Source organism: Rhizobium sp. NZLR1b, assembly GCF_019685155.1.
Taxonomy (GTDB): Bacteria; Pseudomonadota; Alphaproteobacteria; order Rhizobiales; family Rhizobiaceae; genus Rhizobium.
Window position 1 is genome coordinate 1 of sequence record NZ_JABDWC010000020.1, and the last position, 19,494, is coordinate 19,494.

The 19,494-nt window shown below is 61.2% G+C and carries 18 protein-coding genes and 1 pseudogene; 10 read left to right on the forward strand and 9 right to left on the reverse strand.

From position 1 onward, the window contains the following. From HJB84_RS24145 to HJB84_RS24165, 5 genes and pseudogenes are all read left to right on the forward strand, one after another. Window positions 1-107: pseudogene (locus tag HJB84_RS24145) on the forward strand (IS110 family transposase); the annotation flags it as partial. A 263-nt stretch (window positions 108-370) separates the two neighbouring features. After that, on the forward strand, window positions 371-1,780 hold the full coding sequence (locus HJB84_RS24150) for an MFS transporter (RefSeq protein WP_405049004.1): 1,410 nt from the start codon (window positions 371-373) through the stop codon (window positions 1,778-1,780). Window positions 1,781-2,003: 223 nt separating this feature from the next. After that, the gene (locus HJB84_RS24155; protein ID WP_221117120.1) at window positions 2,004-3,896 is read left to right on the forward strand and encodes a HAMP domain-containing methyl-accepting chemotaxis protein; all 1,893 of its coding nucleotides are present in this window, start codon (window positions 2,004-2,006) and stop codon (window positions 3,894-3,896) included. Window positions 3,897-3,957: 61 nt separating this feature from the next. After that, window positions 3,958-4,539, forward strand: coding sequence for a hypothetical protein (locus tag HJB84_RS24160; RefSeq protein WP_207580687.1), 582 nt, complete (start codon window positions 3,958-3,960; stop codon window positions 4,537-4,539). A gap of 343 nt (window positions 4,540-4,882) precedes the next feature. After that, the gene (locus HJB84_RS24165; RefSeq protein WP_207580688.1) at window positions 4,883-5,944 is read left to right on the forward strand and encodes a 3-deoxy-7-phosphoheptulonate synthase; all 1,062 of its coding nucleotides are present in this window, start codon (window positions 4,883-4,885) and stop codon (window positions 5,942-5,944) included. On the opposite strand, the gene HJB84_RS24170 is transcribed toward HJB84_RS24165, so the two are convergent. After that, window positions 5,941-6,768: a hypothetical protein gene (locus tag HJB84_RS24170; protein ID WP_221117121.1), complete on the reverse strand. Its 828-nt coding sequence runs from the start codon at window positions 6,766-6,768 to the stop codon at window positions 5,941-5,943. The two genes, HJB84_RS24165 and HJB84_RS24170, sit on opposite strands and share 4 nt — an antisense overlap. Before the next feature lie 50 nt (window positions 6,769-6,818). Next, a complete protein-coding gene (locus HJB84_RS24175; protein ID WP_207580690.1) occupies window positions 6,819-8,498 on the reverse strand; it encodes an NAD+ synthase in 1,680 nt (559 codons plus the stop codon). Window positions 8,499-8,688: 190 nt separating this feature from the next. Between HJB84_RS24175 and HJB84_RS24180 the strand changes: the two genes are divergently transcribed. Next, on the forward strand, window positions 8,689-9,219 hold the full coding sequence (locus tag HJB84_RS24180) for a DUF1003 domain-containing protein (RefSeq protein WP_207580691.1): 531 nt from the start codon (window positions 8,689-8,691) through the stop codon (window positions 9,217-9,219). A gap of 97 nt (window positions 9,220-9,316) precedes the next feature. Here HJB84_RS24180 and HJB84_RS24185 read toward each other — a convergent pair whose 3' ends face one another. Continuing rightward, entirely contained in the window at window positions 9,317-9,715 is a 399-nt protein-coding gene (locus HJB84_RS24185; protein WP_221117122.1) for a GFA family protein, read from the reverse strand. Window positions 9,716-10,010: 295 nt separating this feature from the next. Here HJB84_RS24185 and HJB84_RS24190 point away from each other — a divergent pair, with 295 nt between their 5' ends. Then, window positions 10,011-11,843 (forward strand): ABC transporter ATP-binding protein, encoded by a 1,833-nt coding sequence (locus HJB84_RS24190; RefSeq protein ID WP_221117123.1) that lies wholly within the window; start codon window positions 10,011-10,013, stop codon window positions 11,841-11,843. 72 nt (window positions 11,844-11,915) lie between these two features. Here HJB84_RS24190 and HJB84_RS24195 read toward each other — a convergent pair whose 3' ends face one another. After that, the gene (locus HJB84_RS24195; RefSeq protein ID WP_207580694.1) at window positions 11,916-13,289 is read right to left on the reverse strand and encodes a class II 3-deoxy-7-phosphoheptulonate synthase; all 1,374 of its coding nucleotides are present in this window, start codon (window positions 13,287-13,289) and stop codon (window positions 11,916-11,918) included. Between the two features lie 14 nt (window positions 13,290-13,303). Then, window positions 13,304-13,477, reverse strand: coding sequence for a hypothetical protein (locus tag HJB84_RS24200; protein ID WP_246762666.1), 174 nt, complete (start codon window positions 13,475-13,477; stop codon window positions 13,304-13,306). Window positions 13,478-13,544: 67 nt separating this feature from the next. Between HJB84_RS24200 and HJB84_RS24205 the strand changes: the two genes are divergently transcribed. Further along, window positions 13,545-14,834, forward strand: a complete 1,290-nt coding sequence (locus HJB84_RS24205; protein WP_207580695.1) for a vWA domain-containing protein — start codon at window positions 13,545-13,547, stop codon at window positions 14,832-14,834. A 12-nt stretch (window positions 14,835-14,846) separates the two neighbouring features. On the opposite strand, the gene gor is transcribed toward HJB84_RS24205, so the two are convergent. Then, on the reverse strand, window positions 14,847-16,232 hold the full coding sequence (gene gor, locus HJB84_RS24210) for a glutathione-disulfide reductase (RefSeq protein WP_221117124.1): 1,386 nt from the start codon (window positions 16,230-16,232) through the stop codon (window positions 14,847-14,849). 182 nt (window positions 16,233-16,414) lie between these two features. On the opposite strand from gor, the gene HJB84_RS24215 reads away from it, so the two are divergent. Continuing rightward, complete coding sequence (locus tag HJB84_RS24215) at window positions 16,415-16,627, forward strand: hypothetical protein (RefSeq protein WP_246762667.1); 213 nt, start codon at window positions 16,415-16,417, stop codon at window positions 16,625-16,627. A gap of 99 nt (window positions 16,628-16,726) precedes the next feature. Here the strand turns inward: HJB84_RS24215 and HJB84_RS24220 are convergent, their stop codons facing one another. The 3 genes from HJB84_RS24220 to rpiA form a co-directional block, all read right to left on the reverse strand. Further along, window positions 16,727-17,044: an acylphosphatase gene (locus HJB84_RS24220; protein WP_221117125.1), complete on the reverse strand. Its 318-nt coding sequence runs from the start codon at window positions 17,042-17,044 to the stop codon at window positions 16,727-16,729. A 63-nt stretch (window positions 17,045-17,107) separates the two neighbouring features. Continuing rightward, on the reverse strand, window positions 17,108-17,683 hold the full coding sequence (locus HJB84_RS24225) for a DUF2059 domain-containing protein (protein ID WP_207580699.1): 576 nt from the start codon (window positions 17,681-17,683) through the stop codon (window positions 17,108-17,110). Window positions 17,684-17,698: 15 nt separating this feature from the next. Continuing rightward, a complete protein-coding gene (gene rpiA, locus HJB84_RS24230; protein ID WP_164015129.1) occupies window positions 17,699-18,397 on the reverse strand; it encodes a ribose-5-phosphate isomerase RpiA in 699 nt (232 codons plus the stop codon). Between the two features lie 295 nt (window positions 18,398-18,692). Here rpiA and HJB84_RS24235 point away from each other — a divergent pair, with 295 nt between their 5' ends. Further along, entirely contained in the window at window positions 18,693-19,403 is a 711-nt protein-coding gene (locus tag HJB84_RS24235; RefSeq protein ID WP_221117126.1) for an HAD family hydrolase, read from the forward strand. The last annotated feature ends 91 nt before the right edge of the window (window positions 19,404-19,494 follow it).

Sequence of the window (19,494 nt, forward strand, 5' to 3'; positions counted from 1 at the left end):
AGGGCAAACCGAAAATGGTCATCCGCATCGCGCTCGCCCGAAAACTCCTGGTCATTCTCAATGCAAAAGCACGAGATGCGCGAAGAGAATTCGAACATGCAACTTGACAGCCCAGATAGTCGCTCATCCGACCCTGCGGGCCACCTTCTCCCCGCCGGGGAGAAGAGGGAGATGACCAAGTCTCGATCCGACCTCAACCCTCTCCTAAACAGCAAGAAACGGACACCCATCTGATTTGATCACCCGCGTCGGTTTGAAGCGGCTCGGCAGGCCGCAGCGTCGATTGTTTCTATATCCTAGCCGCTGGCGAAGGCGTATGGCTGAACAATCCACACCAGCATCCCGGTTGCCCGTGCCCCGCTTCAGCCCGATGATCCTTGCGGTCGCCCTGTTCATGGAACAGATGGATTCGACCGTCATAGCCACCAGCCTGCCGGCGATCGCGGCCGATATCGGCACCTCGCCGATTGCGCTGAAGCTCGCCGTCACCAGCTATCTCGTGGCGCTGGCGATCTTCATCCCGATCAGCGGCTGGATGTCGGATCGGTTCGGCGCGCGTAACATCTTCCGTTTGGCGATCTTCGTTTTCATGATCGGCTCGGTCGCCTGCGCCTTTTCAAACTCGATCGCGGCCTTCGTCGTCGCGCGGCTGATCCAGGGCGCCGGCGGCTCGATGATGACGCCGGTCAGCCGCCTGCTGCTGGTCAGGGGAACGCCGCGCCACGAACTCGTCGATGCCATGGCCTGGCTGACCATTCCCGCGCTGATCGGCCCGATGATGGGCCCGCCGATCGGCGGTTTCCTCACCACCTATCTCAGCTGGCACTGGATCTTCTGGATCAACGTGCCGATCGGCGTGCTCGGCATCATCCTCGTCACGCGTTTCCTGCCGGCGGTCGGGCGGCGCAGCCCGCGGCCGATGGATTTTCCGGGCTTCTTCCTCTGCGGCATCGGCTTTTCCGGCTTCGTCTTCGGCCTGTCGGTGATCAGCCTGCCGGCCGTGCCCGTGATCTACGGGTATGTCACGGTGGCTATTGGCATCCTTGCCGGCCTCCTCTATCTCCTCCATGCCCGCCGCGCGCCCTATCCGCTTCTCGATCCGAAGATGTTCCGCTACCCGATGTTCCGAGCAGCGATCCTCGGCGCCTCGAATTTCCGCATGGGGCTCGGCGCTCTGCCTTTCCTGATGCCGCTGATGCTGCAGCTCGGCTTCGGCCTGACGCCGCTGCAATCAGGCTCGGTCACTTTCGTCAGCGCGCTCGGCTCCATGGGCTCGAAATTCGCCGCTTCGCGCACCTTCAATGCCTTCGGCTTCCGCACCGTGATATCGATCACCACCTTGCTGGCGGCGATCTTCCTCGGCATCAACGGCCTCTTTACCGTCGAAACGCCGCTGTATTTGATCATGGCCTGTCTGCTGATCGGCGGCCTGTTCCGCTCGATGGCCTTCTCGGGCGTCAACGCCATGGCCTTCGGCGATGTCGATGACGCCGACAGCAGCCAGGCAACCGCAATCAACGCCGTTGCCCAGCGGATCTCCATGGCCATGGGTGTGGCGATTGCCGGAGGCATCCTCGAAATTTCGAGCAGCTTCCACGGCGGCAGGCTGCTGGTATCGGATTTCCACATCGCCTTTTTCAGCGTCTCGGCGATTTCGGCGCTGGCCTGCATCACCTTCCTGCGCCTGCCGCGCGATGCCGGCGCCGAACTGACGACGCGCCGCCGCAAACGCCGCCAGCCCGAGCCCGAGCCCGAAGAGGCAATCGCGGAAAACAGCTGAGCAAGCCAAATCCCCGGCGGGCGCAATGGCGGATACGTGTGCTCCGGCATCCCTTTCCACTTTATGATTTATTCACACATCAAAGACACACTGCGTTTGCGCGTTTTGGGTTGCTATCAGACATGGGCATGAGTGCTCGTGATGTAACCGTCAGCGGCGATGCCCGTGTTGATACGCCGGTCGGGAACATCGCCGACCGAGCCGCAATTCCAGGCCCCGCGGAATGTTCCAATTTTTGAAAACGATGCCTCTGACAGCCAAGCTGGCGGCGATTATCGTTGCCGTCAATCTTTGCGGCATTTCCGCCTTCGCCACCTACACCTGGATGTACGAAACCAAGGCGTTAATCGACGGCGCCAAGGCAAACTGGTCCAAGGATGCGGAGCAGTTTGCGTCGCTGGCCGCGGGCGGCGTGAAATGGGGCAAGGCCAACGCCGTGCGTGAGGCCTATTCGCTTTACCGCGACGATCCATCACTCGATCTTGTGCAGTTTGCCGCCTTCAACGCCGAACCTTCGGCCGTCGATACCTGGACACGCGACGGCATCAGCGGCTTGCCCGCACCGGCCGATCTGGCAAAGAGCCTGAGCGCGAAGCCTGAGAAAACCACGATCGACGACAGCGGAATATCTGCCGGCGTTGTGACGATCATCGCGCCGCTTCCGTTGGATAAATCGGGCAAGGCGACCGGTTATGTCGTTACGAACTGGTCTGTCGAAAAAATCGCTGCCGAAGTCAGGCAGAAGGTTCTGATTTCGCTGCTGACGCAGTTCATGATCACCGCCATGGCCGTTGTCGCTTTCCTTCTCGCTATGCGCAGCCTCGTCGGCCGGCCGATCCGGATCATCAGCGAACGGATCAGCGCCTTGCAGAAAGGCGATCTGGCCTCTCCCGTCACCTACAGGGAAAATGGCGATGAGATCGGGTTCCTGGCACGTGCCTTGGAAGTCTTCCGTAACGAGGCAATTGCCAAGGTCGAGAGAGAGCAAGCCGCTGCCGAGCAGAGCGCCTCGTTCGATGTCGAACGGGCACGCAACGCATCGTTGACGGAAGAGGCCAACAACGCTCAGCGGCTGGTCATGAACGCGCTCGCCAATGAATTGGAAAAGCTTGCCGCCGGTGACTTCTCGATACACTTGGCCGATCTCGGCCCCGAATTCGATAAACTGCGGCAGGATTTCAACCGCATGGTCGAAGCGGTCGCGGCAGCACTGACCGAGATCAAGACCGCTTCCGTTGCGGTTGAAGGTGGGTCAAGCGAAATAGCCTTCTCCGCCGATCAGCTCGCCAAGCGAACCGAGCAACAGGCCGCAGCCTTGGAACAGACCGCCGCCGCACTGGATGAGGTGACCACCACGGTCAGAGCATCGTCGCAACGGGCCGAAAATGCCGGAAAGCTTGTCGAGGAGACAAAGCGCAGCGCTCATGTCTCAGCGACCGTGGTTCGTGACGCGATCGGAGCGATGGACCGGATTCAGACCTCGTCGAGCCAGATCGGCCGGATCATCGGCGTCATCGATGAAATCGCCTTCCAGACGAACCTGCTGGCGCTGAATGCCGGCGTCGAGGCGGCGCGCGCCGGCGAAGCCGGCAAAGGGTTTGCGGTCGTGGCGCAGGAAGTGCGGGAACTCGCCCAACGGTCTGCCAATGCGGCAAAGGAAATCAAGAACCTCATCAATGTCTCCGGTCAGGAGGTTGCAGCAGGCGTCGGGCTGGTGAATGAAACCGGCGATGCCCTGTTGAAGATCGAGGAGCAGATCAACCGCATCAGCGACAGTATCGCTTCCATCGTTCAGTCCTATCGCGAACAGGCGACGGGTCTGCAGGAAATCAACGGCGCGATCAACCAGATGGATCAGGCGACACAGCAGAACGCGGCGATGGTCGAGGAAACCAACGCGGCCTGCCAGGAGCTGCTGACCCAGGGACGCCTTCTGCAGGACTCAGCCGGCAGGTTCACTGTTGGCACCTCTGCCGCCAGCCCGCCCAAAACCGCTCAGCCGAGCATTCGTCAATCTCGCCCCGAGCTCAGGGCCCCCGAGCCCAGGGCCTTTGTGCAGCGGCACGCAGGAAATGCCGCCGTCGCCGCTGCTCCCGGTGCCTGGGAAGAGTTCTGACCTCACCTTCGTTCAATGCGCTTTTATTCCACAGCATCCCATAATCAGGAAGGGAACAGTTATGAAGAAAGTCGTCTCCGCATTTCTTTTGGCCTGCACCGCAATTGCAGCGTCGACCGGCGTATCCATGGCGCTGGATGCGAAGCTCGCCCCGATCTCCGACTACGTGACGAGTGACGTAAAGCCCTGGCTGAACGATCCGGTCGTCATCGAGGCTATCAAGGCGCAGAACGCCGCAAACGCCAGTTTGGGCCAGGGCGATATCGACGCCCTCGACAAGAAGTGGCGCGCCGAGGTCGATGGCTCAGACCATTCGATGATCGACGGCGTGCTCGGCAATGCGCTGTCAAAATTCCTTCAGGAGAAGAAGGCTGCTTCAAACGGCAAGATTGCCGAGGTCTTCGTCATGGATGCAAAGGGGCTGAATGTCGGTCAAAGCGATCCCACGTCGGATTACTGGCAGGGTGACGAGGGCAAGTTCCAGAAGTCCTTCGGAGCCGGCAAGGACGCTGTTTTCGTCGACGATATCGAAAAGGACGAATCGACCCAGGCACTGCAGTCGCAGGCAAGCGTCACGATTTCCGACGACAAGGGAACGCCGATCGGCGCCATCACCGTCGGCGTGAACGTTGACGCCCTATGATCTCGGGATCTGCATTTAATTTGTCACCGTAATCCAGACCCAACATCGCCCAGCAGCATGCGCTGTTGGGCGATTGTTTAAGCCTCCTGCAGCGGCAATTGTGCCACAGCTGAGCGCCCGGCTTTTGCGCCGCAAATTCTGCGTGACAACGCACGGCCGCGACGCTACATACGCCTTATGTCGACCACTTCGATCTACGCCTCGCGATTTTATTGGTACCGCTGCTCCCAGCGGACGCGGGTCCATGCGTAACTGAAATCGACGCAACGACAACCCGAACAGCCGCTAGTCTACCTGGCGGCTTTTTTTGTTCCGCACGGTATGACCAAACAGGAGCCTTGCCGTGTCTGATACCATTGATGATCTGCGAATCCTCGAGATCACCCCACTGACCAAACCCGCCGATATCATCGCCGAAATCCACCGCAATGCCGCCGTCACGGCAACCGTGACCAGCAATCGTGATGCGATCCATAAGATTCTACATGGCGACGACGATCGCCTGATTGTCGTGATCGGCCCCTGCTCGATCCACGACCCCATTGCCGCCCGGGAATATGCCGCGCGGCTGGAGGAGCAGCGACGGCGCTTCACCGGCGATCTCGAGATCGTCATGCGCGTCTATTTCGAAAAACCCCGCACCACCGTCGGCTGGAAGGGCCTGATCAACGACCCGCATCTCGACGGCAGCTACCGCATCGAGGAAGGGCTGAGGATCGCCAGACGACTGTTGCTCGATATCAATGCGACAGGGCTTCCCGCCGGCGTCGAATTCCTCGACACGATCACGCCGCAATACATTGCCGACCTAGTCAGCTGGGGGGCGATCGGCGCGCGCACGACCGAAAGCCAGATCCACCGGCAGCTTGCCTCCGGCCTTTCCTGTCCGATCGGTTTCAAGAACGGCACCGACGGCGGCGCACGTGTGGCGCTCGACGCCATCCTTGCCGCTTCGCAGCCGCATCACTTCCCTGCCGTCACCAAGGACGGACAGGCTGGCATCGCCTCGACGACCGGCAATGAGGACTGCCACATCATTCTGCGCGGCGGCAAACAGCCGAACTACGAAGCGACCGATGTCGAAGCGGTCACGGCCGAGGCCGTCAAGCTCGGCCTGACCCCGCGCATCCTCATCGACGCCAGCCATGCCAATAGCGGCAAGGATCCGATGAACCAGCCGCGCGTCGTCAGATCCGTGGCCGCGCAGATCGCCGCCGGAAACCGCCACATCAAGGGCATGATGATCGAGAGCAACCTCGTCGCCGGCCGCCAGGATCTCGTTCCCGGCAAGCCGCTGGTCTACGGCCAGTCCATCACCGATGGCTGCATCGACTGGGATATGTCGGTGACGACGCTGGAAGACCTGGCGCAATCCGCCCGCGTCCGGCGCAAGGCCGCTGTTTAAGCTTCCGGAAAATAACGCACATAGGCGAACTCTTCGCCATCAGGAGACCAGCAGGGCACGTTGATCGTGCCCTGCCCGCCGAAGAGCTCGAACAGCGTCTTCAGATTGCCGCCATCCATGTCCATCAACCGCAGCCGCACGTCGAGATCCCGTGGGTGATCGAATACCGAGGGGTCGTAGGACAGGATCAACACCTTGTCATTCTTAGGCGACGGATGGGCGAACCAGTTGCCCTGATTGTCCGAGGTCACCTGCTCCAGCCCGGTGCCGTCGGGATGGATGCGCCAGATCTGCATCAGCCCGGTGCGGCTGGAGTTGAAGTAGATCCATTGCCCGTCGGCGGAATAATCCGGTCCGTCATTGCGGCCCTCGCCATGCGTCAGTCGCGTCTCGGCGCCGCCTTCGACCGAGATCGTATAGATGTCGAAGAGGTCGTCGCGGATGCCGCAATAGGCGAGTTCGCGGCCATCAGGCGACCAGCCGTGCCAGTAGGACGGCGCGTTCTGGGTGACGAGCCGCGGCGCGCCGCCCCCGATCGGCAGGACATAGATCGTCGACTTGCCGAATTCGGTCTTGTCGGAAATGACGATCTCAGTGCCGTCGGGCGAGATGCCGTGATCATTGTTGCAGTTGACGGCAAAGCCGGTATCGAGCTTGGTGACTTCACCGCGACCGAGCGGCAGCCGGTAGAGCCGCCCGTCGCCGTTCAGCAGCAGGTAGGAACCGTCAGGCGAGAAGTTCGGAGCCTCCACCAGTCTGTCCGTCTGCCAGACTTCGCGAGCCCTGCCCGTCCTGACATTATAGATCTCGACCGAGCTGCGCATGCTTCCTCCCCCGCATTTCTATAACAACTGCGCCAGCGATCTCGATCGCGCTAGCGATCCCGGAACCGGTTGGTGATGGGATACCGCCGGTCGCGTCCGAAATTCTTCTTGGTAATCTTCACGCCCGGCGCCGATTGCCGGCGCTTATATTCGGCGAGATAGAGCAGGTGCTCGATGCGATGGACGGTCGCCACGTCATGGCCGCGCGCGACGATCTCCTCGACCGCCATCTCCTTCTCCACCAGGCATTCGAGAATATCGTCGAGGGCGGGATAAGGCGGCAGCGAATCCTGGTCCTTCTGGTCGGGACGCAGTTCGGCCGAGGGCGCCTTGTCGATGATATTTTTCGGGATCACCTCGCCTGACGGCCCCAGCGCACCCGGCGGCACATTCTCGTTGCGCCAGCGGGCCAACGCATAGACCTGCATCTTGTAGAGGTCCTTGATCGGATTGAAGCCGCCGTTCATGTCGCCGTAGAGCGTGGCGTAACCGACCGACATTTCCGACTTGTTGCCCGTCGTCACCACCATTGAGCCGAACTTGTTGGAGATCGCCATCAGGATGACGCCGCGCGCCCGGCTCTGCAGGTTTTCCTCGGTGATACCACTGTTCGTTCCCGCGAAGAGATCAGACAGCGCGCTGCTGAAGCCCGTCACCGGTTGCTCGATCGGCACGATGTCGTAGCGGCAGCCGAGCGCCTTGGCGCAATCGGCCGCATCCTTCAAAGAATCTTCCGATGTGTAGCGGTAGGGCAGCATGACGGTGCGCACCCGCTCCTCGCCCAGCGCATCGACGGCGATTGCCGTGCAGATCGCCGAGTCGATGCCGCCGGAAAGGCCGAGCACCACCGTCTTGAAGCCGTTCTTGTTGACGTAGTCGCGAAAGCCGAGCAGGCAGGCGCGGTAGTCGGCTTCCTCGCCTTCGGGAATATGGGCCATCGGTCCTTCGGCGCAGTGCCAGCCAGACCCACCGCGCTTCCACGTCGTCACCGCCAGCGCCGTCTCGAACTGGCTCATCTGGAAGGCGAGCGATTTGTCGGCATTGAAAGCGAAGCTGGCGCCGTCGAAGACCAGTTCGTCCTGGCCGCCGAGTTGTGCGGCATAGACCAGCGGCAGACCGGTCTCGATCACCTGCTTCAGCACCACCTGATGGCGGATATCGACCTTGCCACGATAATAGGGCGAGCCGTTCGGCGACAGTAGAATCTCGGCCCCGCTTTCGGCCAACGTCTCACAGACGCCAAGATCGCCCCAGATGTCTTCGCAGATCGGAATGCCGATGCGCACGCCGCGGAAATTCACCGGACCCGGCATGGAGCCCTGGTCGAAGACACGCTTCTCGTCGAATTCGCCATAGTTTGGCAGATCGATCTTGTCGCGCACCGCAATCACCTTGCCGCCGTCGAGCACGGCGACGGAATTATAGCGCCCCGTTTCGTCCTGCCGGGGAAAACCGATGACGACACCCGGCCCGCCATCGGCGGTATCGGCAGCCAGGCTCTCCACCGCTTTCCAGCAGGCGCGAATGAAGGCCGGCTTCAATACCAGATCTTCAGGCGGATAACCGGAAATGAAAAGTTCGGTCAGGACGAGCAGATGCGCGCCTTCCCGAGCCGCATCGGCGCGCGCTTCGCGTGCCTTGGCGAGATTGCCGGCGACATCGCCGACTGTCGGATTGAGCTGACCGATGGCGATGCGGAAGATATCAGAAAGAGCGTTTTCCTGTGTCATGTCATTTATTTAGCCTGCACCTTCCGGGACCGCAACATGTCCGCAGCAAAAGCCGCACCTTGCTGTGACGAAATTTTTGTGAACGGACGCGCCGCGACCTCGCGGCATAGACACGCATTGCAATTTGCCGGCGGACCGGAATACTGGCGCGCAAATCAACAGCGTCGATAACGGGCACCGGAAACAGGCCATGTCTAATCTTTCGAACTTCATGCACCATCATTTCGACAAGCCGGCCGACGAACTCGGCGATATCGAAAAACGCGTGCTGGCGAAGGCGCACGAGCGCAAGGTCATCTCGACCGATGTCAACGCCGCTCTTTCCGCCGAGGCCTCGTTCGGCGAGCGCATCGCCGACAGCATCGCCCGCATCGGCGGTTCCTGGTCGTTCATCATCGCCTTCTTCGTTTTCCTCCTCGCCTGGACGGTGATCAACACCATCATTCTGGTGAGCGGTGCCTTCGACCCCTATCCCTTCGTCTTCCTGAACCTGATCCTGTCGATGCTCGCCGCCATCCAGGCGCCGATCATCATGATGTCGCAGAACCGCCAGGCCGAGCGCGACCGCTTCGAGGCCGCCAAAGACTACGAAGTCAATCTCAAGGCCGAACTCGAAGTGCTCTCCCTGCACCAGAAGATCGATATGCGCGTGCTGACCGAATTGACGGCGTTGCGCGAGGACGTGGCGCGTCTCACCGCCGAGCTTTCCGCTAAGGGTTAATGCATGTCGCCCGGAAGTGCAGCGGTTCCGGGACAACGACATGCATAAAACAAAGGGCTAAAGTGCGTCGCATGCATCAAATGTGATGCGACGCGCTTTAGACAGGGTTCACCGCATATTGCGGCAGGCCATCCGATATGTCGTAGAAATCGCCCTTGTCGGCGCAATAAATGTGATGGCCAAAGGCCAGGCCGCTCGGCTCGTCGAAGGACCCGGCCAAAACCGAAATCTCCAGCGATTGGTCGCCCTGCCAGAACAGCGCGGAGCCGCAAGTCGAACAGAACCCGCGCTGCGCTTGTTCGCTCGACCGGTACCAGCGGACCGCTTCCGTGTCTTCCACCGAAAGAGCCGCCCGCGGCACGTTGACGGCCGCATAGTAAAACCCCGTCTGCCGGCGGCATTGCGAGCAATGACAGCCAACAACAGGTCCGGGCTTCGCCGCAATTGAAAATCGCACGGCGCCGCAAAGACAGCCGCCTGTATGTCGTTCAGTCATGGTCATCCCCTGTTCCTAAGAGACGTTGCCGCCGATCTTGTCCGGCGTCAAATCCGGTTTTCTGAATGAGCCATCAGGAATCTTGAAAGCCGCCTGGCCTTGTGCGCTCTCGGCTGACGCGTTATCGCTGTTGCATCTCGACAACATCCGCCAACCTCATCCCGTCCCGGCATTGAATCGGCCGCTATTGTCGGCGATACTCAAGGTCAAATTTCATTTAATCCCCGGGAGACTGACATGAGAACGACCCTGTCCAAACAGAAAGGAAACATGGCCCACAAGGACATTCTGCCTCATGAACATTCGGTTCTCCCGCGCGAGGAAAAGCTCGCGACGCCATAACGGCTTCCCCAAATTTTTCCAGAACGATCCCGCCGACCGCGGCCGACGCTGGTCGCGCATGCGAAAATTCGTTTCCTACTATCGCCCGCACCTGCCTTTGCTGCTGGCGGATCTGTTGTGCGCCATGCTCGTCGCCGGCACGGCGCTCGCCCTGCCGCTCTGCGCCAATGTCGTCACCAGCCGGCTTCTGGTTCTGCCCGATGCCCCGCAGGCCTTCGCTCAAATCCTCGGCATGGGCGGCGTCATGCTGGCCGTTCTGGCGGTCCAGATCGCCGCGATCTTCTTCGTCGATTATCGCGGCCATGTGATGGGGGCTCGCATTGAGGCGACGGTCCGGCAGGAACTCTTCGAGCACTGCCAGAAACTCTCGTTCAGCTTCTACGACCGCCAGCGCACCGGCCAGCTGATGAGCCGCATCACCAATGACAGCCTGTGGCTGGGCGAACTCTTTCACCACGGTCCCGAGGATCTTTCCATCGCCCTGCTGAAATTTGGCGGCGCCATGCTGGTGCTGTTCTACATCGATCCGCCATTGGCAGGCCTCATCCTGCTGCTCACCCCTGTGGCGTTGGTTTATGCGCTGTATTTCAACCGGCGCATGAACCGCGCGCTCGAAGCCAGCAAGCACCAGATCGCCGCGGTTAACGAGCGCGTCGAGGATGCTCTGGCCGGCATCCGTGTCGTCCAGTCCTTCGCCAACGAGGCGCTGGAACGGGAGCGTTTCGCCGAGCAGAACCGACGCTTCCTTGAAAGCCGCGCCGACGGCTACCGCAGCGAGGCGTGGTTTTCGGTCGGCACCGAAACCTTCGCCCAGCTCGTCACCATATTGGTGATCATCGTCGGCGGCCTGCGTATCCTGGCAGCGGAACTGACCGTCCCGGATATGCTCACCTTCCTGCTTTGCGTTGCCGTGCTGGTCGATCCGGTGCAGCGGCTGGCCAATTTCGTGCGCCTCTGGCAGGAGGGCTACACCGGCTTCATCAGAGCCATGGAGATCCTGGAGATCGATCCCGATATCATCGACCGGCCGGCCGCTCATCCGATGCCGGCGCCAAGGGGCGAGATCAGTTTCTCCGACGTCGCCTTCGGCTACGAGGCCGATGGCCCGCGCGTGCTCGAGCGGCTGTCGCTCACCATCGCTCCCGGGGAGTTCGTTGCCCTGGTCGGTCCTTCCGGGGTCGGCAAGAGCACGCTTTGTGCGCTGATACCACGCTTCTACGATGTTGAGGCCGGGTCGATCCGCATCGACGGCACCGATATCCGCGACGTGACGCTGGCCTCGCTCCGGCGCCATGTGGGCGTGGTGCAGCAGGACGTCTATCTTTTTGCCGGCACCGTGGCGGAAAACCTGCGCTATGGCAGGCCCGGCGCCGGCGATGCCGAGCTGGAGGCAGCCGCCCGCGCCGCCAACGCGCACCATTTCATCATGGCCCTGCCCCAGGGTTATGACACCGATATCGGCCAGCGCGGCGTCAAACTCTCGGGCGGCCAGCGTCAGCGCATCACCATCGCCCGGGCCTTCCTCAAGAATCCGGAGATCCTGATCTTCGACGAAGCAACCAGCGCGCTCGACAACGAAAGCGAACGGGCGGTGCAGCAGGCGTTGCTCAGCCTGGCAAATGGCCGAACCACCCTGGTCATCGCCCATCGTCTCTCGACCGTCCGCCATGCCGACAGAATCCTGGTGCTGACGGCCGACGGCATCGTCGAACAGGGCACCCATGACGCGCTCATGGCGAAAGACGGCGTCTACGCCAACTTGCATAGCGTTCAGGCCAGCATCTGATCGCCTGCTCCATCCTGAGACAAAAAAACCCGGCATCAAGCCGGGTTTTTCCGCATCCGTCTGGGGCTGCTATCAGCCGTTGACGACCATGCGCTTCTCGTCGCGACCGCCCTTCATGCGCTCGGCAAGCAGGAAGGCGAGCTCCAGCGCCTGGTCGGAGTTGAGGCGCGGGTCGCAATGCGTGTGGTAGCGATCCTGCAGGTCGTCGGCGGTAACGGCGCGGGCGCCGCCGGTGCATTCCGTCACGTCCTTGCCGGTCATCTCGATATGGATGCCACCGGGATGCGTGCCTTCGGCGCGGTGGATCTGGAAGAAGCTTTCGACTTCCGACAGGATCCGCTCGAAGGGACGGGTCTTGTAGTTGTTGAGCGTGATCGTGTTGCCGTGCATCGGGTCGCAGGACCAGACAACCTTGCGGCCTTCACGCTCGACGGCACGAATAAGGCGCGGCAGGTTCTCTGCGACCTTGTCGTGGCCGAAGCGGCAGATCAGTGTCAGGCGCCCGGCTTCGTTGGCCGGGTTCAAGATGTCGATCAGCTGCAGCAGATCGTCGGCCTGCAGCGACGGGCCGCATTTCAGGCCGATCGGGTTCTTGATGCCGCGGCAATATTCGACATGCGCATGATCGACCTGGCGCGTGCGGTCGCCGATCCAGATCATGTGGCCTGAGGTGGCATACCAGTCGCCGGAAGTGGAATCGACGCGGGTCAGCGCCTCTTCGTAGCCAAGCAGCAGCGCCTCATGGCTGGTGAAGAAATCGGTTTCCCGCAAGGCCGGCTGGTTTTCCGAGGTGATGCCGATCGCCTTCATGAAATCCATGGTTTCGCTGATGCGGTCGGCCAGCTTGCGGTAGCGCTCGCCTTGCGGGCTGTCCTTGACGAAGCCCAGCATCCACTGGTGCACGTTTTCGAGATTGGCGTAACCGCCCATCGCGAAGGCGCGCAGAAGGTTCAGCGTCGCGGCCGACTGCCGGTAGGCCATCGCCTGACGTTCCGGGTTCGGAATGCGCGACTCCTCGGTGAACTCGATGCCGTTGATGATGTCGCCGCGATAAGCCGGCAGCGTCACGTCGCCCTGCTTCTCGACATTCGACGAACGCGGCTTAGCGAATTGGCCGGCGATGCGACCGACTTTAACGACCGGCAGCTGCGCGCCAAAAGTCAGCACGACCGCCATCTGCAGGAAGGCGCGGAAAAAGTCGCGGATATTGTCGGCGCCGTGTTCGGCGAAGCTCTCGGCACAGTCGCCGCCCTGCAGCAGGAAGCCATTGCCTTCGGCGACATTGGCGAGGTGCTTCTTCAGACGGCGCGCTTCGCCGGCGAAGACGAGGGGCGGATAGCTGGCGAGCTGAGCTTCCGTTGCAGCCAAAGCGGCTGCGTCGGGATAATCGGGAACCTGCAGGATCGGTTTTTGCCGCCAACTGCTCGGGGTCCAGTTCTCTGCCATCTCACTCACCTCACTCACACCCATCCCTGGGATGCCCGTATCTTTGATTGCGGCGGCTTATAGACCTTTAGATCGGGCTTGCAAAGACCAATCGCCCAAAGCTCGAATGCCGTACCGGCGCCATCGGGCAGAGCTCGCATATAGGTGGCAGAAATCTCGGATTCCATCGTTAAACCGGCATATACCATGTCAATTTCCCGATATTTTAGACTTCCAATGTAGAACCACGGATGATTTCAACATTGGGGACATGGCATGGCGATCCTTCCGCTCAGCTTCATATCGGATCGTTCGGGCAATTTCGGCATCATGACGGCGTTGCTGATGGTGCCGCTCCTCGGTACGGCAGGCATGGCGGTGGATTTCGGCCACGCGCTCAGCCTGAGGACGCAGCTTTACGCGGCAGCCGATGCCGCCGCCGTCGGCTCGATCGCCGAAAAATCCGGCGCAGTCGCAGCCGCCATGACGATGAGCGGCAACGGCACGATCTCGCTCGGCAAGACCGATGCCCGCAGCATCTTCATGTCTCAGATGTCCGGGGAGCTGGCCGACGTTCAGGTCGATCTCGGCATCGACGTCACCAAAGCCGCCAACAAACTGAACTCGCAAGTCTCTTTCAGCGCGACCGTGCCGACGACCTTTATGCGTGTTCTGGGGAAGGATTCGATCACAATCTCGGGCACGGCGACGGCCGAATATCAGACCGCCTCCTTCATGGATTTCTACATCCTGCTCGACAACACTCCTTCGATGGGCGTCGGCGCCACCGCGACCGACGTGGCGACGATGGAAAAGAACACCAGCGATACCTGCGCCTTCGCCTGCCACGAAACCCAGAACAACAACAACTACTACAATCTCGCCAAAAAGCTCGGCGTCAGCATGCGCATCGACGTCGTGCGCCAGGCGACCAAGGAGCTGACGCTGACCGCGAAGTCCACGCGTGTTTCCGATAATCAGTTCCGCATGGGCGTCTATACCTTCGGCACCAAGGCTGAGGATGCCAATCTGACCACTATATCCGACCCGACGGACGATCTCGATAAAGTACGCAGCTATACCGACGCCGTCGATCTGATGACCATCCCGTATCAGGGTTATAACAACGACCAGCAGACGAGCTTCGACAGCGCGCTGACACAGATGAAAACCATCATCACCACCCCCGGCGACGGCGGCACCGCTACCACCCCGCAAAAGATCCTGTTCTTCGTCTCGGACGGCGTCGGCGACAGTGCAAAACCGAAAGGCTGCACCAAGAAACTGACCGGCGACCGCTGCCAGGAGCCGATCGATACTTCTTTCTGCCAACCGCTGAAGGACAAGGGCATCAGGATCGCGGTGCTCTACACCACTTATCTGCCGCTGCCGAAAAACAACTGGTACAATACGTGGATCAAGCCCTTCCAGAGCGAAATCCCGACGAAAATGCAGGCATGCGCCTCGCCCGGCCTCTATTTCGAGGTGACGCCGACCGACGGTATCGCCGATGCGATGAAGGCGCTCTTCCTCAAGGTCATCCGCGCGCCGCGCATCACCAGCTGAGGATACCGCTGCTTAGATTCTTTTGCCGTCTCGGATCCGGTAGCTTGGCGCATACATGGTGACCAGCTCCTCGGCCGCTGTCGGATGCAGCGCCATCGTCCGGTCGAAATCGTCCTTGGTGCAGCCGGCCTTCAGCGTGATGCCGAGCAGCTGCGCCATCTCGCCGGCATCGTGGCCGAGAATATGGGCGCCCACCACCTTGCCGCTCGCGGCATCGACGATCAGCTTCATGATCATCCGCTCGGCCCGCCCGGAAAGCGTCGCCTTCAGCGGCCGGAATTGGGCGCGGTAGACTTCGAGCTCGCAGTAACGCTTGCCCGCCTCCTCTTCCGAGAGCCCGACGGTGCCGATCTCCGGCTGCGAGAAGACGGCGGTCGGGATCAGCTCGTAATCCGGCCGGGTTGGATTGTTCTTGTATTCGGTCTCGATGAAGCACATCGCCTCGTGGATCGCTGCCGGCGTCAGCTGTACCCGATTGGTGACATCGCCGAGCGCATAAATGTTTTCGACATTGGTGCGGGAATAATCGTCGACGATAATGGCGCCACGCTCATCGACGGCGACGCCCGCAGCCTCGAGGCCGAGACCTTCGGTGTTCGGATCGCGCCCGAGCGCCAGCATGACAACGCCGGCCTGCAGCGTGCCGCTGTTCAGCGTTTCCAGAACGAGGCAGTCATCGCCCTTCGAAACCTTTTGCAGCGTGTCGTGGCAAAGGATGCGGATGCCCTTGGCGACCATCGCCTCGTGCAGCCCGCGCCGCAGATCCTCGTCGAAGCGCGACAGGATCTCGGCGCCGCGATAGATCAGCGTCGTCTCGACGCCGAGGCCATGAAAGATATTGGCGAACTCGACGGCGATATAGCCACCGCCTGATATCACGATCGATTTCGGCAGCTCTTCGAGATGAAAAGCCTCGTTGGAGGAAATGCATAATTCATGGCCGGGAAGGGCTGCATGCGGGTTCGGCCGTCCGCCGGTGGCGATCACGATCGTCGTTGCCGTCACCGTCTGCCCCGTCTTCGTGAGCCGCACAGTATGAGCATCGACGAGTTCGGCGCGCGTTTCGAGGATCTCGGCATTGGCGCCGGCGAGCCCCTTCTTGTAGAGGCCTTCCAGCCGGGCGATCTCGGCATCCTTGGCGGCTACTAGCTTCTTCCAGTCGAAGCTGCTTTCGCCGACCGTCCAGCCGAAACCCGCCGCATCCTCGAAATGCTCGTGGAACTGCGAGGCATAGACGAAAAGCTTCTTCGGCACGCAACCGCGGATGACGCAGGTGCCGCCATAGCGGTACTCTTCGGCGATCGCCACCTTTTTGCCGAGCGAGGCGGCGACACGCGCACCGCGCACGCCTCCGGAACCACCGCCGATGACGAAGAGGTCGTAGTCGTAGGAAGACATGAGGAGCTCCGGAAGGGAATCGCAGGAAGGATGTTGCTGATATAGGGGCGATCGCCCTGAAAACAAAAGCCCGCTCCTGCATCATCCCGTACGCATCGCCGAATCTTCCCGGCAAACGGTTGACCCGGTCGCCTGAGGCTGGCAGGGCAATCCAGGGATAGAAAACGATGCCGGAGCAAAAGATGGATCAAACTCTCTTCGCCAATCTGTGCAAGGCTGGCAAATTCAAGGAAGCGCTCGGCCTCGCGACTGAGGGTCACGAGGACGAAAAATATACGCCGAGCCGCTTCTCGATCGACAAGAAGACGAGACTGCCGATCTTCTATCGCGGCAACAAGCGCGTGGAACCGGATGAGGAAGGTGTGTGGCAACTTGCAAAGAACCCGAACCCCTGATGCATGTCACCAGGAGGTGTGCAGCGGTCCCAGGAAACGACATGCATAAAAGCGAAGAGCTGGCTTCCCCGCATGTTCGATGCATAGTGATTGCTGCTGTCAGCGGGTGATCCCGAAATCCGTCGGCATTTTCTCAAGCTGGGCTGCTTCCGTCTCGACGCCCGCAACCGACGACCCCGCAGGCCCGCGGCTGAAACGTTCGATCATTATCGAGATGGCGGTATCGGTTCCTGCGATCAAAGCGACGACGGCCCCGTCCCTTTCATTGCGAACCCAGCCCGTCAAACCGAGCCGTACCGCCTCATTGCGCGTCCACATGCGAAAGCCGACACCCTGGACCTTGCCTGATATCCGCACTCGGACAGCGTTGTAACGATCGGGTATATCTGCAGTCACCTGAAGCCTCGCCGGCGGCATTTGCCGCATCATAACAAAAAAGCCCGGACGATGCCGGGCTTTCGCAATTTGATGGTGGAGGCCTTACTGCTGGGTAGCCGGAGCGGGAGCGGGAGCGGCAGCCGGAGCAGCCGGGCTTTCGGTTGCCGGCGGCGGCGCCTTGATGACCTTGGAAAGCTCGGTATTGCTCTGCTTTTCCAGGTCGCGGGAAATGCCCTGCGCCCAGATGTCGGCAGCCTTCGCCGTCTCGCGAGAGGCGACCGGGCCGTCGCGCAGCAGCTTCTTGCCGACGTCGGAATTATAGAAGTCGGCGATCGCCTTCAGTTCCGCGGCGGTGAAGGTCTTGGCATAGGTGAGTGCCGCCTCCTTCTCGAGATCGCCGCGGCGCGGCGCCAGCGCTAGCGCCTGCGCGTCGACCGTCGACGAAATGATGTCCTGGTAGTTTGGCGAATCCTGGATCAGGCCGGCCTTCAGGCGCTCGGCGAGACCGGGCAGGATGTTGTCGAACTGGGCAGTGGCGCCGATGGCGTCGATCGCGGCGCGAGACGCCTTCAACTGGTCCTCGGAGACCTCCTGCGCCTTGACGGCGGAGCCGAAGGCAAGCCCGGAAAGAACGACGGTCGCAGCGGCGAGACGGCCAAGACCTGCAATGTTCATCATGAGTGTATGCTCCTGTTATCTGTTTGTCTGCAGTGTGCGCACACCCGCAGGACCGGCAATGATCGCAAGTGCCGCCATATTGATAAAGAGCCCGTGTTCGACGACGCCGGGTATGGAATTCAGCTCGCTCGAAAGCGCCTCTGCATCAGGAATGCGGCCAAAAGATGCATCGATAATGTGATGACCGCCATCCGTGGTAAACTCTCCGTCACCGGACTGGCGCAAAGCCAGTTCACCGGAAAGACCGAGCCGGGCCGCGACCTTCTCGATCGCGATCCGTGTCGAGACGAGCCCGAACGGATTGACTTCGATCGGCAGCGCGAAGGCGCCGAGCATATCGACCAGCTTGCTCTCGTCTGCAATGACGATCATTCGTTCGGAGGCGGCCGCGACGATCTTTTCGCGCAGCAGCGCACCGCCGCCGCCCTTGATCAGCCGGAGCCCAGCATCGAGTTCGTCGGCGCCATCGATCGTCAGATCGAGTGCCGGCAGCTCGTCCAGCGATTTCAGCGGCACACCGAGTTCGACGCAAAGCCGCGCCGTTCTTTCAGACGTAGGAACGCCTTCGACCCTGAAGCCGCCAGCGACCTTCTCGGCCAACAGGCGAACGAATTCTTCCGCCGTGCTGCCGGTGCCAATCCCGAGACGCATCCCGCTTTCGACATGGGCGAGTGCGGCCGCGGCGGCCTTGATCTTCATTTCGCGGGCATCCATGCGCCGCCAGCTCCAATTATTGCGTTGGATGTGCTGTTTACACGGCTCGCCTGGCAAACGAAAGTCAAAATCATCACGGAAAATGAAAAGCCGAAACAGATGCCTGCGGCCTCCCCCGGCGATCTTCAGGCCGTTGCTTTCCGCGGCATGATCGCCTACCTCAGAGGCGATCCATCGTCCTCAGGGGCGATCCCTCGTCCCCAGGGGACGATCCGTCATTCCCAGAGGCGATCTGTCGTTCGCGGAGGCGGCTCGTCACCTCAAAGGACGATCCATCGCTTAAAGAGGCAAGCCCTTGATCCCCTCCTCCGTCCGCCCGGCGCTCGTCGTCTTCGATCTCGATGGCACCCTTCTCGACACCCATACGGACTTGGTCGAGAGCCTGAACCATACGATTGCGGCCCTTAGCCTCGAACCGGTCAGCTATGACGACCTCACCCATCTCGTCGGCCACGGCGCCCGCGTGATGATCGAACGCGCCTGCCGGCTGCGCGGCCATCTGCTTACTCAGGAAGCCCTGCCGCCCCTGGTCGAGCGTTTCATCGCCCATTATGCCGGCAACATGCCCGGCCGCACCGAGCCCTATCCCGGCCTGGTCGCCGCGATGGATCGGCTAAAATCACAGGGTTACCGCCTCGCCGTCTGCACCAACAAGATGGAAAGCCTGGCGCTCGGCCTGCTGGACAAGCTCGATCTCGCCAGCTATTTCGCCGCCATCACCGGCGGCGACACCTTCGACGTGCGCAAGCCCGACGCCCGCCACCTCACCGGCACCATCGAACGCGCCGGCGGCGACCGGTCCCGCACCGTGATGATCGGCGACAGCATCAACGACATCGCCGTCGCCAGGAATGCCGGCGTCCCGTCGATCGCCGTGCCCTTTGGTTATTCCGACGTGCCAGTCTCAAGCCTCGATCCGGATGTGATCATCACCCATTACGATGAGCTGACCCCGGAACTGGTGGAGAGGCTGTTGCGGGAGTTTGCAGCGAAGGTCGCCGTCTGAGGCTCTCGCCCAGTTCTGATCCTTCCTTTGCCGGCGTACCGTGTGAGCCGCCCTCTCCTTCGTATTTCCTACCTTGGACTAAGCCCAGAAC